Source organism: Bacillus sp. EKM501B, from assembly GCF_011800505.1.
Classification (GTDB): Bacteria; Bacillota; Bacilli; order Bacillales; family Bacillaceae_G; genus Bacillus_A; species Bacillus_A cereus.
Map to the genome: position 1 here is coordinate 386727 of NZ_JAALFZ010000002.1, position 14255 is coordinate 400981.

Genomic DNA, 14255 nt, shown 5'->3' on the forward strand with positions numbered 1-14255 from the left:
CTCCCCCCTATAGCAGTAAAATTACAATAAGTAGCCCTGCTAGTACCCCTAAGCTCTTAATCATTTTTTCGTATTGCAGTTGTAAAGCTTTCGCTTCCTCTTCTTCTCTCTCCAAATGTGTAATACATAAGCGAATATGTTTTTGTTGTGATTCACGATCATGTTGCCCGAGCGTTTCACCAAATTGCTGCAGTATTTCATACTCGGTTTGTTGAAAAGCCGTCAACTTCCAATTCTCTTTCAAACTATCTATCCAAGCTTCCCTTACTGTTTGTTCTCCACTTTCTAGTTTTTTAGCGAAACTTTGAAATATCCAATTTAATGGCTTTGGCATTTGTTTAACTAATCGCTCGGCAGCCTCAGATAAAGGTGTGTGTCCATACATAATTTCTGCCTCTAATGATTGAAGTGCTGATTTTAATAACCTAAGTTGCCTCGGTCTCTCACTGTATCTTTTAGCGTACGAAAACCCGAAAAAGGTGCTGACCGCAACGATTAACACTGCACCAAATATTTTCACCATACGCCCTCAGCCTTTCTATTTGATAACACTGGTTTTCCATATTTATCTTTCACCTGCATAACCGTTCCTGGACCCCTCGCTTTTGACAACTCCACAAACCTATCAAATATACCAAGCTCTAGCACTGCCTTGAGCGATGGACGTCTCACAACATCCTCATAGGAAAATCCGTGTGCGCTTATAAAAAGCTGGACACCTGCATGCACTGCCTCCATAATTGCTTCACTATCTTCTTTACGGCCAATTTCATCTACGATCAAAATATCAGGACTCATAGAACGAATCATCATCATCATTCCTTCTGCCTTTGGACATGCGTCTAACACATCGACTCGGGTACCAAAATCATATTGCGGGATCCCTTTCACACAACCAGCAATTTCTGACCGTTCATCAACGATCCCCACTTTACAGGAAGGAATTTCCGAAGCACTTACCCCTTGACTCATGCAACGTGCTACATCTCTTAAGAGTGTCGTTTTTCCCGTTTGGGGAGGGCCAATTACCATCGTGTTTAACCACCTTTTTTCATACAAATATGGCAAAAGCGGTTCAGCAATCCCTATTTTTTGACGAGCAATACGAATATTAAAGGAAGAGACATCACGAATCATTTTCACTGCGCTTTTTTCTGTAATGACTTTTCCTGCTAACCCGATTCTATGCCCTCCGCGAAGCGTCACATACCCACGTTTTAATTCCTCTTCCATCGTATAAATTGAGAATTGACTTAACTTATTCAATAAGTAAATAGCATCCTCTGCAGTAGTGATATAGTCATAAAAAAACACCTTTCCGTGTGCAATACACTCTAGCGGCCTTCCAATTCGAACACGAATTTCCTCTAAAGCATCGTATTGCTTACATTCTTCAATTAAGTACTTCATCGTTTTTGGTAAAACTTCTAATACCTCTTTCATCGGCTTCTCCCCACTATACTCGACTTACTATTTCAGTAATGCGATAAAAATACAGCAAATTCCAAGCGCTAGAAAAAAGAGCTTCAAGAAAGAAATTTCACTTGCTACACTCGCTATCCCAATTGTCATTGTTAAAATTAATACGGTAGGTCCAACAAACGCCAACATACCATTTATAAACAACGCTTTCTTCGCATCATTCACATAAAGCATAAGCAAAGCAGCAAATATCTCCGCACTACCTGAAAATAATCGAAGTGCCCCCATAACAAGCACGGATGTTTCCATTGCCGCTAGCCACTGTTTCATTCTTCCACCTTCTCCCGTAACAGTTACTAACTTCGTATTCTAAAAAAGAATATATTTGTACAACCATATGCAGAGGTTGTCTATTTCAGAAGTAAAAACATAATTTTTCTCTAAAGTCTGAATTACAATCTGAATATTCATATTATTTCATGGTATATTATGATACATTTAGTTTAAAAGAGGTTTAAACCATGCAGCACGTCACTTTATTACCACTAGATTTATGCTATACAAATGTGATTTTCGAGCTATCAAGTGATCCACATATAAAAAATGCATTGGGGATAACGGTAGAAAATATCGAAGACACGAAAACATTTCTTCTTTTCGCAATAGAAGAAGAGCGTCAAAAGAAATCCTTATCGAGAATGATTGTGAATGAAGAAAATGAAATAATTGGCCTCACCACACTTAAACATATTAATAATGAGAAAAAGCAATCTCACATTGGTAGTTGGCTCGGCTATCCGTACTGGGGAAAAGGCTATAACGAGGCTGCTAAAAAAGAAATCTTTAAAATCGCCTTTTTAGACTTACAACTTTCCTACGTATTTGCTGGTGCTAAAACGAATAATATCCGCTCTTTAAAAGCACAAGAAAAACTACCTTATATTTCATTGCATGTGGAAAACAAGTTTCCAGACGAACACGCTGCACTAGAGAAAGAAGTAAAGTCACCTTGCTCTCTGCATGTCGTGTCACGTGAAAATTTTTTAAACTGGTTGAAATTAAAGAATGAGGGGGAAAAATATGAAGGCATTGAAAGTTAGTTTAACCGTTGTAGTAGAATTAGCTCTTATTTATCTTTTTTCATTATTGGTCGGTTGGTCATTTATAGAGACCTTTTTCCTTGGTAGTTTAGCAATATTTGCAATTATGTGGTTAATTATTATGAGTAACCATAGAAATAACATTACAGATCACGCAATAAGTAAAACATTAACTGGCGTTGAGACTGGCGAAATAAAACCATTTCAAATTGTTTTGACTCCATCTATTATGGGTACTCTTTCACTTGTTTTAGTCAGTTTTATAATAACAGCTATTTACTATCTACCCTATTTCCTATAAAAAAAGCACTCGTGAATTATCACGAGTGCTTTTTTACTATGCACGAGAAACGTATTTACCTTCACCAGTGTTGATGATAAGCATTTCGCCTTCGTTAATGAAGATTGGTACTTGTACAACAAGACCAGTTTCTAATGTAGCTGGTTTTGTTACGTTAGAAGCAGTATCACCTTTAATACCAGGCTCTGTTTCTGTAACTTGTAATTCAACTGTGTTTGGAAGTTCAACACCAAGTACTTCGCCTTGGTAAGTCATGATTGCTACTTCCATGTTTTCTTTTAGGAATTTAAGCTCGCGCTCGATTTGTTTTTCACCAAGTTCGATTTGCTCATAAGTTCCGTTATCCATAAATACGTGAGCCTCACCGCTTGCGTATAAGTATTGCATACGACGGTTTTCGATGTGTGCTTTTTCTACTTTCTCACCTGCACGGAATGTTTTCTCTTGAACAGAACCTGTGCGAAGATTACGTAGTTTAGAACGAACGAATGCAGCACCTTTACCTGGCTTTACGTGTTGGAAATCAAGTACTTGCCAAAGGGCATTGTCCACTGAAATTGTTAAACCTGTACGAAAATCGTTTACTGAAATCATGTAAAAAAATCCTCCTGTGTATTACAAAATAATAAGTTCTTTTGGTGATTTCGTAATTACTTCATTACCTTCACTTGTCACAATGATATCATCTTCAATACGTACGCCGCCAATACCTGGAATATAAATACCTGGTTCTACTGTTACAGCCATACCTGGTTCAAGTACTGTATGAGAACGGAATGCTAAACCTGGTGCTTCATGGATTTCAAGACCTATTCCATGACCAGTAGAGTGTCCAAAGTATTCACCATATCCTTTTTCCGTTATGTAGTCACGCGTTAGCGCATCAGCCTCGCGACCTGTTAAACCAGCTTTAATACCGTTCACACCACGTAGTTGTGCTTCTAAAACGATATTATAAATTTCTTTTAATTTATCAGATGGTTCACCGACTGCAATCGTACGAGTAATATCAGAGCAATATCCTTTGTAATAAGCGCCGAAGTCTAATGTAACGAAATCTCCTGTTTCTATCACTTTTTCAGATGCCACGCCGTGCGGTAATGCCGAACGAAGACCTGAAGCAACGATAATATCAAACGAAGAAGATGTTGCTCCTTGTTTTCTCATGAAAAATTCAAGTTCATTTGACACTTCAATTTCAGATACTCCCGGGCGAATGAATGATAGAATATGCTCAAAGGCAGCATCTGCAATCTGTGCAGCTTCCTTTAATATCTTAATCTCTGAATCAGTCTTTATCAAGCGTAACTTTTCTACAAGTCCAGAAGTCGGGATAAATTCAGCATCAATCGCTTCCTTATGCACTGAATAAGAACTATATGTAAGAGTATCTTGCTCAAAACCAAGCTTTTGAATTCCAAGCTCTTTCACTTGCTTTGCCACTTCATCAATGATCAATCCTGCGTGCTGTACAACCTCATATCCAACCGCTTGTTTACTTGCCTGCTCGACGTAACGGAAATCTGTAATAAATTGAGCACGATCTTTTGAAATAAGAACAACGCCTGCTGTTCCTGTGAAGTTAGCCATATATCTACGACTATGTTCATTTGTTAACAAAATACCGTCAATACCAGCCTCATCAAATGCACTTCGTAATCTTTCAATTTTCTCCATTACTTTATGCCTCCCTCAATTTCTCCATTAATGCAAATAACGCTAACTTATAGCCATAAAAACCAAATCCTACAATTTGACCTGCACAAACAGCTGCCGTCACAGATTCATGACGGAACGATTCACGCTGATGAATGTTAGAAATATGTACTTCAATAACAGGAATCGAAATGCTCGCAATGGCATCACGAATCGCATAGCTATAATGCGTAAATGCTCCCGGATTTAAAATGATCCCTTCATATATATCTTCCGCTTCATGAATAATGTCGATAATGGCACCTTCATGATTCGATTGGAAACATTCTAACTCCACTCCCATTGTTTCTGCTTCTTGCTTCATATCTGCTTCAAGTGTCGTTAGCGTGCCCTTTCCATATACATTTACCTCACGAACACCGAGGCGATTTAGGTTAGGACCGTTTACGAGGAGTAACTTTTTCATATTCTTAAAACTCCTTAATATTAAATATCTATACAATATTTTAACATAGGAGTTACTTATTTGAATAGTTCGTCTTCTCTTACCCTTCTTGTTCTGCTTTATTGCTATTTACTGCGTAAGAAACAGAATATGCTATAAACACACCATACAATATAAAAATACATATTGTCGTCACAATTGTCTCTTTTGGTAAATGGAGCGCACTTTTAATAACAGGAGCCATTAAACCCATCCCCAAAAACAGTAGTGCCCACCAAAATAGCCCATAAATAATTCCCGCTATAATCCCTTCAAACTTTGCAAAAAATGCTTTATACAAAAAGGCAATTAAAATTGAAAGAAGTCCCATACACACTATTCCGAACACATTGCCCCATACACCCTCTTTCCAACTTCCAAACGCAAATGGTAAAAGGAAATAATTCGGGCCCGCCTCCGTGAATGAAAATATATGAAGGAAATACCATATCCCGCCCCAAAAGATTCCACCAAACAAACCAATCTGCACAAAATTCCTTGTTCCTAATTGTTCTTGACTCACATCGACACCTCCGCTCAATAGTATGCCCGAAACTATTTTGAAGCATGTTTAAATCCTGCGAAATTTGTCTATAAAAAGAATAAGAAATGTCCGACTCTCATAACATTTTCCCTTGTCATCTACTTGTATTTGCCGATAAAATAAAGGAAACTCGGTGATTGTCTTATTTCAAAACGACAGAACCCAGTATGACAATTGCCTCTTTTTCTACATAAGAGAGAAACAAATACAGGTTGGTGTTAACATGGCAGAAGAGTCAAAACAAATATATGGCGGGCAAGCGGTCATAGAAGGAGTTATGTTTGGCGGTAGAGAATATACTGTTACAGCGGTTCGTCGTAAAGATAAATCGATTGAATTTTATCGATTACCACGCGTTCGTAATAAAGTACTATCTACCCTAAAAAAAATTCCATTTTTACGAGGGATTGCCGCTATTGTGGATGCAAGTGCGAATGGAGCAAAACATTTAAACTTCGCTTCAGAACGATTTGACGTCCACCCAGAAGATGATGAACAAATTGCAAATAAAAAAGAAGAACAATCAAAATTAACGATGGTATTAGGAGTTGCAGCTGTTGGCGTTTTATCTTTTATATTCGGTAAAGTCATTTTCACAGCAGTTCCTGCACTATTAGCTGAATTAACAAGACCGATTTTCCCGTCTCATACTGGGCAAATCATTGTCGAAAGTGTCATTAAGCTCATGCTATTATTGAGCTATATATACTTTATTTCTTTAACCCCACTTATTAAGCGGGTATTTCAGTATCACGGTGCAGAGCATAAGGTAATCAATGCTTACGAGAATAACCTTCCTCTGACTGTAGAAAACGTTCAAAAGCAAACTCGTCTCCATTATAGATGTGGCAGTAGCTTTATTATATTTACAGTCATTATTGGAATGTTCGTTTATTTCCTAGTCCCTACAGATCCTCTTTGGGCACGAGTTATAAACCGAATTTTATTAATTCCAGTTGTACTTGGTATTTCTTTTGAAGTATTACAATTTACAAATCGATTACGAGATATTCCCGTATTACGCGTACTTGGATATCCTGGATTATGGCTACAACTATTAACAACGAAAGAACCAACAGATGATCAAGTGGAAGTAGCAATTGCATCGTTTGAAGAATTATTACGTTTAGAGAACAAACAATAATTATTTAAAAATGGTGTTCAACTCCTTTCCTCATCGTTAATATACTAATTTTAATATACGTTTTTAGGAGGTGTCCCTTATGAACGGTCGTTCGTTTACTTTCGCTATATTTGTGCTTATTATCGGATTGGCAATATTCGGCCTTGTTTCATCTGTTATTACAAATCCCATGGGTGTATTAAGAAATATCGGGTACATGTTACTTGTTGTTGGTATCTTTTACTTGCTATACAAGATGTTTACAAATTCCAGTGGTTCTGCAAATTCACAAAGCTCATATAAGCGTGCGGCAAAACAATCGAACCGCAAACATGGGAAACAAAATGTAGCACCCCTAGGCAATTCTTTCTTTAAGTCAAATACTTCTAATGACAAAAGTAAAAAAGGGAATTCTTCCACTTTGAAACGAAAAAGAAAACAGTCTCATTTAACTGTCATTGAAGGCAAAAAAAGCAAAAAGAAAGACCGTGCTTCCTTTTAGGAAATACGGTCTTTTTTTATACTTTGAAGCACTTCTTTTAAACTTTTCTCTCTCATACTTTCAATTCGAAGATGATGATTTTCAAATGGTAAATTCCGTGTCACATCATTAGGTACCACAACGCACGTTAATCCCGCTGCAACTGCTGCTCTCAATCCATTTAATGAATCTTCAAATACAACAGCTTCAGACGGCTTAATTCCTAATTCTTCTATTGCAACTCGATAAAGAGCTGGATCTGGTTTTACCTTCTCAACATCTTCTCTCGTTTTAATTACTTCAAAATATTCTCGAATTTGTAGCTCTTCTAAAAAATGAATAACCCATTCTCTAGAAGAACTAGAAGCTAGTGCGATTTTTAATCCCATTTCTTTCGCTTCTTCTAAATATTCTTTTACCCCGTCACGAGCTTCTGGTATTCTCATTTTCTCTTTATGTAAAGTTGCCACTTTTTCTTTTAATGCACTTTTGTTAAACTTCTCTTTTAATTGATCATTTAAATATGTATAAAGTACCTCATCTGTTGTTCCAATGCATTTCGCAAATTCCTCTAAAGGTAGTTCCCCGCCGTATTCACGAACAGCATCTCTGAAAGAGTGAAACCATATCGTTTCTGTGTCCACAATTAATCCATCAAAATCAAAAATAATTGCTTTCATAATTCTCCCATCCTTTTCGAATTGAAATAAAAAAGGAAACGCCATACGTTCCCCTTAATTACTTTTCTCTTCATTTGCTCTTTGAACACCACGAAGTGTTTCCACTCGGACTGCATCTTGTTCAAAGTATTCCACTAAATCACCAATGCGATCAATTGCTTCCCAACTTAAATGATGTTCAATTCCTTCTACATCATTGTAAATTTTACTTTCATCCACACCGATAATACGCATAAATTGCTCTAGCAAGTCATGACGATATACGAGACGTTCTCCGATTTTTTTACCTTTTGTTGTTAATACAAGCCCTCTATATTTTTCATAAATTAGATATTCATCTTTGTCTAATTTTTGCACCATTTTTGTTACAGAGGATGGATGTACACTAAGCGCTTCAGCAATATCAGATACGCGGGCGTAACCCTTTTCATCAATCAACAAATAAATTTGTTCAATATAATCTTCCATACTAGGGGTAGGCATCGGTTTCCTCCATCCAAGTTCATTTTGCTTATTCCGTACGAAGCAATCAATAAAATGATACACCAGAAAGAATAACGTGACAAGTTGAAAACGAGCCTAAATATATAAAACAAAAAAGAATCTGTATTTGCATACAGACTCCCCTTAAGTAAAATATTGTATTTCTGCATTAGGAAAAAACTCATTTCTATAACCTCTTATCTTTTCTTTTAATACTGCTGCATCATCTTTTTTATATACATATTTTCCGATGGTTTCGGAAAACAATGCTGAATCAATTCAAACGTTAAATTTGGTATCGTCATATCTTTGTCGCTCAAATAGTTTACGGTATCCTTCTTCCCATTCTTCATGCATTTAAATTGGCGCAACTATAAAACCAAGTGGATATTCAAGTGCCTTTCGTTCAAAGTAAACGAGCTTTGGCATAAACGGTCTCATATAATTTTCGCCCTCTCGTTAGTATGGGGGACATTAAAGTTTTCCACCCCAGTAACTTGCATTGCAAGTTACTGAATGTTACAATTTGGATACCAGCTACCTTGCAACGCAAGTTACCTGAATAAAAGGTGGTGAAATCATGCACAGCCAAATGTTAAAAGGCGTGCTCGAAGGGTGCATCCTATACATCATTTCACAAGAAGAAGTGTACGGATATGAACTGAGTACAAAATTAAATAAACACGGATTTACATTTGTAAGCGAAGGAAGCATATATCCATTATTGTTACGTATGCAAAAAGAAAAATTGATTGAAGGAACATTAAAAGCTTCCTCACTCGGTCCAAAGCGAAAATATTATCACGTAACCGATAAAGGATTAGAACAGCTTGAAGAATTTAAACAAAGCTGGGGGATGGTTTCAACTACGGTAAATAACTTATTACAGGGGGAGTGATAGGGATGAATGCACAAGACATGATTGAATTGAATAATAAAAAACGTGAGCTTCTAACTTCCGAAAACGAAATTGCTTATGGTGATATGCTAGTATATCTTCGGTTATCTAATGTACCCGAACATCAAGTAGAAGAACTTTTGTTAGAAATATTAGATCATCTTATCGAAGCACAAGTAGAAAATAAAAATGCTTATGACATTTTTGGTGATGACTTACAATCTTATTGTGATGAACTTATATCAGCTTTACCAACCCAAACAAAGTTAGAAAAAACTTCTTTAATTGGATTTTCTGTTAGCTTACTTCTTGCTATACAGTTTGGCATAAATGCAATTATTTCATTTTTTATGTTTCTCTTTGAAAAAAATAATACATTATCAAGTCCGCCTTTTAGCATCCTTGGAACTACTTTGTCTGTTTCAATAATTATACTAGGTATACTATTTATTTTATATTTATTAAAGCGTTACTCCTTTGATCAGAAAATGAATTGGAAAAGAAGAATTCTATTTGGATTCGCATTTGCTACTCCATTTTGTTCCGCTGTATTCTTAAATATTTATTTCCAAAAGCAACCTTATCTCATTTATCATCTAACCTTTTGGCAAAATGCTTTAATCGCTATCCTATTTTACGTTTTATATAAATTATTATATAAAAAATCAAATTTTTAACAGCCCTTCAAAAGGCTGTTTTTTCTTCTGTCTAATTTTACAAATTGAAAAATTTCATAAAGAAAATAAGAAAAATGCAAAATAATTAAAGTTAATTGTTGACGTGATGCTTTTATTATCGGTATCATAAATCTTCGTGAGCAATTATTTTTCGTTATACGATTTTTTTATTATTACTGAATTTTTGAGAGGAGAAATTAGATGTCAGTTAAGAAGAAAACGCAAGTACGCACCGGCAAAATGGTACGTGAACTAATGTTAGCAGACGAAGATGTAAATGCTTCGCTAATTATGGTATATAGTGAAAACGGTGTAAACGCAGAAATTAAAATCGAGGGCTTAACGCCGAAATGTAACGAAGAATTATTTTTGAGCGGAAACGTGGATTGGAACAAGAGTGTTATTTATAAAATTGTTGATTTCACTGGAAACGCTGAAGTTGGTAAAGTTACATTAACAGCGATGAACAAAAACAATGTTTCTCTAGAAATTGAACGCGTTATGTGGAGTAAAGAAAATAAAGAAGCTGCCGAGCAAGAAGAAACACAGGTAGAAGCAGCACCGAAAAAAGAAGTAGTTGTAGAAGCTCCAAAAGCAATTACACCTGCTCCTAAGCCTGTTACGCGTGTGGAAACACCTGCTATGGCACCTAAGCCTACTCCGGTACCGACACCGAAGCCAGTAAGCGTAGAAGCAGCTGTAGAACTAGTTACTCCAGCGCCTGTGAAAAAAGCAGTCCCTACTCCAGTTACAAAGCAAGAGACAGCACCGGTTGCTCCTGCAAAACCGAAGCAGCCTGCTTTGACTGAAACAAATTCAAAACTACAAGAAAATTATGTTAAACTCGTGAAAAAGACAATTGAAGTTTGTCAAGATTACGAGCTTGGCATCGACATAGATGATTCTATTGAAAGCTTAAAAGAAGAACTACAAAGCCAAGGTATTAGCGTTACATTTGACAAAGAAATTATGGACGTTGTAAGTCGCCTTCGTTCTTTACAAGATAAAGGAATCAAAGTAGAAAAAGTACTTAATTTACTATAAAAAAATAAGAGGTGGCTATCGCCACCTCTTATTTTTTATAATTCCACTCATTACTTTCATACTTTTCTTTCGCTAACGTTTGAACTTCATGTAACTGTTCTTCTGTTAATTCATATGGAACAAGTTCTACATCCAATCCTTTTTCAAAGCCAACTTCAAACGCTTTAATTAACTGTTCTATCGTAAATGTACGGTCTGTTAATTCATTAATTGCTACTGCTTTAGAAGAGAACATACTCTTCATACGTTCCTTCACACGTTCATTTGGGAATAAAAATAGATCATATAGTTCATCTAAATCAATTTCTAATGGAATCGATCCATGCTGTAAAATAACACCTTTTTGACGTGTTTGAGCACTACCAGCAATTTTTCGTCCTTCCACTACAATTTCATACCAAGATGGTGCATCAAAACATACGCCTGAACGTGGATTTTTTAAATTTTCACGATCTGCTTCTGTTTTTGGAACTGCATAATATGCTTCTAACCCTAATGCCTTAAAACCATCTAATAAACCTTGCGAAATAACACGATACGCTTCTGTAACTGTTTTCGGCATATTCGGATGATCTTCAGACACAATAACACTATACGTTAGCTCTTTGTCATGTAGTACACCCCTGCCGCCTGTTTGACGACGAACGAATCCATATTTCTTTTCGTTAACTACATCCATATTAATATCTTTTTCAACACGTTGAAAATACCCAACTGTTAATGTTGGTACTTCCCATTCATAAAAACGAATTGTTGGTGGCATTTTCTTTTCACTTTGCCAATTTAATAAACATTCATCTAACGCCATATTAAATGCCGGTGAACATTGACCAGAGTTAATATAACACCATTTTTCTTTTCCCATCCTGCACCTCATATAACCAATTATTTTTCACATTCTCTAGTCTACCAAATTCGACAAAATTTGTGAAAGAATACGAAATTTCTTCTTATATGCAAATGAATCTGTTGCATAAATACATAAGGGCATTATAATATTGAAAGTAGGATAAGAAAAAAGGGAGCGATAGAATCGTGTCAACAACTTGGATTATTTTATTAGCCGTAATCGTAGCATTTATCGGCTACACTGTATGGATGTACTTCTATCAGAAAAAATTAATTAAAACTCTTACAGAAGAAGAATTTCGCGCTGGCTACCGTAAAGCACAGCTTATCGATATTCGTGAAGCAGACGAATATAACGCAGGGCATATTTTAGGTGCACGTAACATTCCGTTATCACAAATTCGCCTTCGCCATAAAGAACTTCGTCAAGATCAACCTGTTTACTTATATTGCCAAAGCGGATTCCGTACAGGTCGTGCAGCGCAATACTTAAAAAAACAAGGCTACAAAGATTTCTACCAATTACAAGGTGGATTTAAATCTTGGACAGGCAAAATTAAAAAGAAATAATAACATACAAAAAACTAGCTGAATAAATCAGCTAGTTTTTTCATTTCATCTTATTCGCAATGTATAATAAATTCTGCTTGATTACCTTTTCATCGTTCTCTTCTACATTCCGATACAGCAGTTGATATTCAATTCCTTTCTCTTTCCATATAAGCGTAGCAAATTCGTCACCACGTTCATAATCATCTTTATTTTTAAAATAAGCAGACGTTCCATTATTCAGTTTCATTTGTTCTTGAAATCGCTTCTCTTCCACAAGATCCGGAAAACTATAAGGAAAGTTCGCGACATTTAACTCAATATACTCATTTCTACCTGACTCCTTCTGTTTATATTTAATCGTTAAGACAGTGTTCTTTTTCCCAAGCGTTCTTACTTCCCCCTTCACATCACTTGTAATGTCGTACGGTAAAAACGTTGGAACTTTAAACTTCACCGGAAAATATTTTGGAAGTTCCTTTAGCGGAATAGGATCCGTAACACGATCCATAGCTCCTCCTGTTGTTCCCACAAAGTGTTTTTCTTCTTGCATCGTTTGCTGAAACGAACACGAACTAAGCATGAAACTAGAAAACACGAAACAAATGATTCTTTTTTTCAATTTGTTTCCGCCCTTTCATACCGCTCTCTTAACGAACGAAGCGTTGATATTCTCTTCATATTCGCTTTGTCACCAAACTCCACCTTTGAAAACTTTCCAGGTTATTCTCACACATTTTGACAACACTTTTTGCAAACAAAAAAGACCCCTATCATTCTTACGCCCAAGTGAAAAGGTTACGCGAATAAAAAGAAGTCTTATTAATACCATAGTTTGTGAAAAGCTTTTCAGGTCAAGATTTTTTCTTTCTTATTATTTTCCCTTTATAATAAGGGAAAGAGGTGATACATATGGCCAATATAAAACAAATTGCTAAAACTGCTGGTGTATCGATATCAACTGTTTCTCGTGTCCTGAATAATCACCCTTACGTAAAAGAAGAAAAGCGTAAGCGTGTTCTAGATGCTGTTGAAGAATTAAACTACGCAAAAAATATAAATGCTGTCCATTTAATAAGAGGGAAAACATATACAATTGGCGTTATGCTTCCTTTCATTAACCTCCCCTACTTCAGTACGATTATTGAAGGAATCGGAAACGAAGCGTTAGCTGCCGGATATCACATTAATTTATGTCAAACGAATTACGATAGCATTGAAGAAATTCGTGTTCTTGAAATGATGAAAATGAAACAATTTGATGGGATGATTATTTGCTCCCGAACGAGCTCTTGGGAACAAATCGAACCTTTTGCAAAATTTGCCCCTATTATTTCATGTGAAAAAATGAAGCATCCCCTCATTTCATCCATCTACGTAGATCATTATGAAGGTTTCCGTCTCGGTACTGCCTATTTACTAAGTAGAGGCCATGAAAAAATCGGAATTTGTTTAGCAAGAAAAACAAGTGTAAATTCCATGGAGCGCGAAAAAGCGTTCGCCGATACACTTCGTAACGAAGGGAAAACGTTGCATCCTGAATGGATTTTCCACCAATGCTATACAATGCAGGACGGAGCACAAATACTCCATCGTATTTTAAATATGAAAAATCGTCCAACTGCTATTTTCACAGCGAACGATCAAGTTGCAGCTGGTTTATTAACAGAGGCTCGAAAACATGGTATTCGAGTACCTGAAGACCTTGCTATCCTTGGATTTGATAATCATGAAATTTCAAAGGCATTAGAAATTTCCACAATTGAACATCCCGGTCTCGCAATGGGCTCACATGCTTTTTCTTTATTCCATAAGCAGATCCAAAGCGAGCAAATTGTCGGCAGTGCAAAAGAACTTTCATTCCATTTAATTGAGCGAGAGACTGTCTAAAAAGAGCGTTACCTATAACGCTCTTTTTCAGCTCTTCACCTATTGACATTATATTTTTCATCTCATATAATGAA

20 protein-coding genes and 1 pseudogene are annotated in these 14255 nt (G+C 36.2%); 9 read left to right on the forward strand and 12 right to left on the reverse strand.

Annotation, left to right across the window (positions count from 1 at the left end):
- Positions 1-7: 7 nt before the first annotated feature.
- From spoIIIAB to HFD78_RS06740, 3 genes are read right to left on the reverse strand one after another with little or no spacing between them, the layout of a single operon-like run.
- Entirely contained in the window at positions 8-523 is a 516-nt protein-coding gene (gene spoIIIAB / locus HFD78_RS06730; protein ID WP_000238702.1) for a stage III sporulation protein SpoIIIAB, read from the reverse strand.
- Positions 517-1443 (reverse strand): stage III sporulation protein AA, encoded by a 927-nt coding sequence (gene spoIIIAA / locus HFD78_RS06735; protein ID WP_000665905.1) that lies wholly within the window; start codon positions 1441-1443, stop codon positions 517-519. The genes spoIIIAB and spoIIIAA overlap by 7 nt, the downstream gene beginning before the upstream one ends.
- 27 nt (positions 1444-1470) lie before the next feature.
- Entirely contained in the window at positions 1471-1752 is a 282-nt protein-coding gene (locus HFD78_RS06740; RefSeq protein WP_000816050.1) for a YqhV family protein, read from the reverse strand.
- A 191-nt stretch (positions 1753-1943) separates the two neighbouring features.
- Here HFD78_RS06740 and HFD78_RS06745 point away from each other — a divergent pair, with 191 nt between their 5' ends.
- On the forward strand, positions 1944-2522 hold the full coding sequence (locus HFD78_RS06745) for a GNAT family N-acetyltransferase (RefSeq protein ID WP_016118619.1): 579 nt from the start codon (positions 1944-1946) through the stop codon (positions 2520-2522).
- The gene (locus HFD78_RS06750) at positions 2503-2823 is read left to right on the forward strand and encodes a hypothetical protein (RefSeq protein WP_000645695.1); all 321 of its coding nucleotides are present in this window, start codon (positions 2503-2505) and stop codon (positions 2821-2823) included. Before HFD78_RS06745 ends, HFD78_RS06750 begins: the two co-directional genes overlap by 20 nt.
- A 36-nt stretch (positions 2824-2859) precedes the next feature.
- Here HFD78_RS06750 and efp read toward each other — a convergent pair whose 3' ends face one another.
- The 4 genes from efp to HFD78_RS06770 form a co-directional block, all read right to left on the reverse strand.
- Positions 2860-3417 carry an elongation factor P gene (gene efp / locus HFD78_RS06755; RefSeq protein ID WP_000626516.1) on the reverse strand — a complete coding sequence of 186 codons (558 nt, stop codon included), beginning with the start codon at positions 3415-3417 and terminating at the stop codon, positions 2860-2862.
- A 21-nt stretch (positions 3418-3438) separates the two neighbouring features.
- Positions 3439-4500, reverse strand: a complete 1062-nt coding sequence (gene pepQ / locus HFD78_RS06760) for a Xaa-Pro dipeptidase (RefSeq protein ID WP_000411041.1) — start codon at positions 4498-4500, stop codon at positions 3439-3441.
- A 4-nt stretch (positions 4501-4504) separates the two neighbouring features.
- Positions 4505-4945, reverse strand: a complete 441-nt coding sequence (aroQ, locus tag HFD78_RS06765) for a type II 3-dehydroquinate dehydratase (protein WP_000735147.1) — start codon at positions 4943-4945, stop codon at positions 4505-4507.
- A 79-nt stretch (positions 4946-5024) separates the two neighbouring features.
- Positions 5025-5486, reverse strand: a complete 462-nt coding sequence (locus HFD78_RS06770) for a YqhR family membrane protein (RefSeq protein ID WP_000076880.1) — start codon at positions 5484-5486, stop codon at positions 5025-5027.
- A 244-nt stretch (positions 5487-5730) separates the two neighbouring features.
- Between HFD78_RS06770 and HFD78_RS06775 the strand changes: the two genes are divergently transcribed.
- Positions 5731-6651, forward strand: coding sequence for a DUF1385 domain-containing protein (locus tag HFD78_RS06775; RefSeq protein WP_000807121.1), 921 nt, complete (start codon positions 5731-5733; stop codon positions 6649-6651).
- A 79-nt stretch (positions 6652-6730) separates the two neighbouring features.
- A complete protein-coding gene (locus tag HFD78_RS06780; RefSeq protein WP_001014463.1) occupies positions 6731-7132 on the forward strand; it encodes an SA1362 family protein in 402 nt (133 codons plus the stop codon).
- Here HFD78_RS06780 and HFD78_RS06785 read toward each other — a convergent pair.
- From HFD78_RS06785 to HFD78_RS29395, 3 genes and pseudogenes are all read right to left on the reverse strand, one after another.
- Positions 7129-7791 carry an HAD family hydrolase gene (locus HFD78_RS06785; protein WP_025966333.1) on the reverse strand — a complete coding sequence of 221 codons (663 nt, stop codon included), beginning with the start codon at positions 7789-7791 and terminating at the stop codon, positions 7129-7131. The genes HFD78_RS06780 and HFD78_RS06785 overlap by 4 nt on opposite strands.
- 54 nt (positions 7792-7845) lie before the next feature.
- Positions 7846-8274: a transcriptional regulator MntR gene (mntR, locus tag HFD78_RS06790; protein ID WP_001143083.1), complete on the reverse strand. Its 429-nt coding sequence runs from the start codon at positions 8272-8274 to the stop codon at positions 7846-7848.
- A 144-nt stretch (positions 8275-8418) separates the two neighbouring features.
- Positions 8419-8664 (reverse strand): annotated as a pseudogene (locus HFD78_RS29395) (spore photoproduct lyase family protein); the annotation flags it as partial.
- Between the two features lie 190 nt (positions 8665-8854).
- Here HFD78_RS29395 and HFD78_RS06800 point away from each other — a divergent pair.
- From HFD78_RS06800 to HFD78_RS06810, 3 genes are all read left to right on the forward strand, one after another.
- Positions 8855-9172: a PadR family transcriptional regulator gene (locus tag HFD78_RS06800; RefSeq protein ID WP_000556083.1), complete on the forward strand. Its 318-nt coding sequence runs from the start codon at positions 8855-8857 to the stop codon at positions 9170-9172.
- Between the two features lie 5 nt (positions 9173-9177).
- Entirely contained in the window at positions 9178-9849 is a 672-nt protein-coding gene (locus HFD78_RS06805) for a DUF1129 family protein (protein ID WP_000993592.1), read from the forward strand.
- Between the two features lie 201 nt (positions 9850-10050).
- On the forward strand, positions 10051-10893 hold the full coding sequence (locus HFD78_RS06810; RefSeq protein ID WP_000111900.1) for a hypothetical protein: 843 nt from the start codon (positions 10051-10053) through the stop codon (positions 10891-10893).
- A 28-nt stretch (positions 10894-10921) separates the two neighbouring features.
- Here HFD78_RS06810 and HFD78_RS06815 read toward each other — a convergent pair whose 3' ends face one another.
- Positions 10922-11758 carry a lipoate--protein ligase family protein gene (locus HFD78_RS06815; RefSeq protein ID WP_000514081.1) on the reverse strand — a complete coding sequence of 279 codons (837 nt, stop codon included), beginning with the start codon at positions 11756-11758 and terminating at the stop codon, positions 10922-10924.
- Positions 11759-11928: 170 nt separating this feature from the next.
- Between HFD78_RS06815 and HFD78_RS06820 the strand changes: the two genes are divergently transcribed.
- A complete protein-coding gene (locus HFD78_RS06820) occupies positions 11929-12312 on the forward strand; it encodes a rhodanese-like domain-containing protein (protein ID WP_000108653.1) in 384 nt (127 codons plus the stop codon).
- 40 nt (positions 12313-12352) lie between these two features.
- Here HFD78_RS06820 and HFD78_RS06825 read toward each other — a convergent pair whose 3' ends face one another.
- Positions 12353-12889, reverse strand: a complete 537-nt coding sequence (locus HFD78_RS06825; RefSeq protein ID WP_025966335.1) for a hypothetical protein — start codon at positions 12887-12889, stop codon at positions 12353-12355.
- A gap of 314 nt (positions 12890-13203) precedes the next feature.
- Here HFD78_RS06825 and HFD78_RS06830 point away from each other — a divergent pair, with 314 nt between their 5' ends.
- Complete coding sequence (locus HFD78_RS06830; protein ID WP_001273982.1) at positions 13204-14181, forward strand: LacI family DNA-binding transcriptional regulator; 978 nt, start codon at positions 13204-13206, stop codon at positions 14179-14181.
- Positions 14182-14255 lie beyond the last annotated feature (74 nt).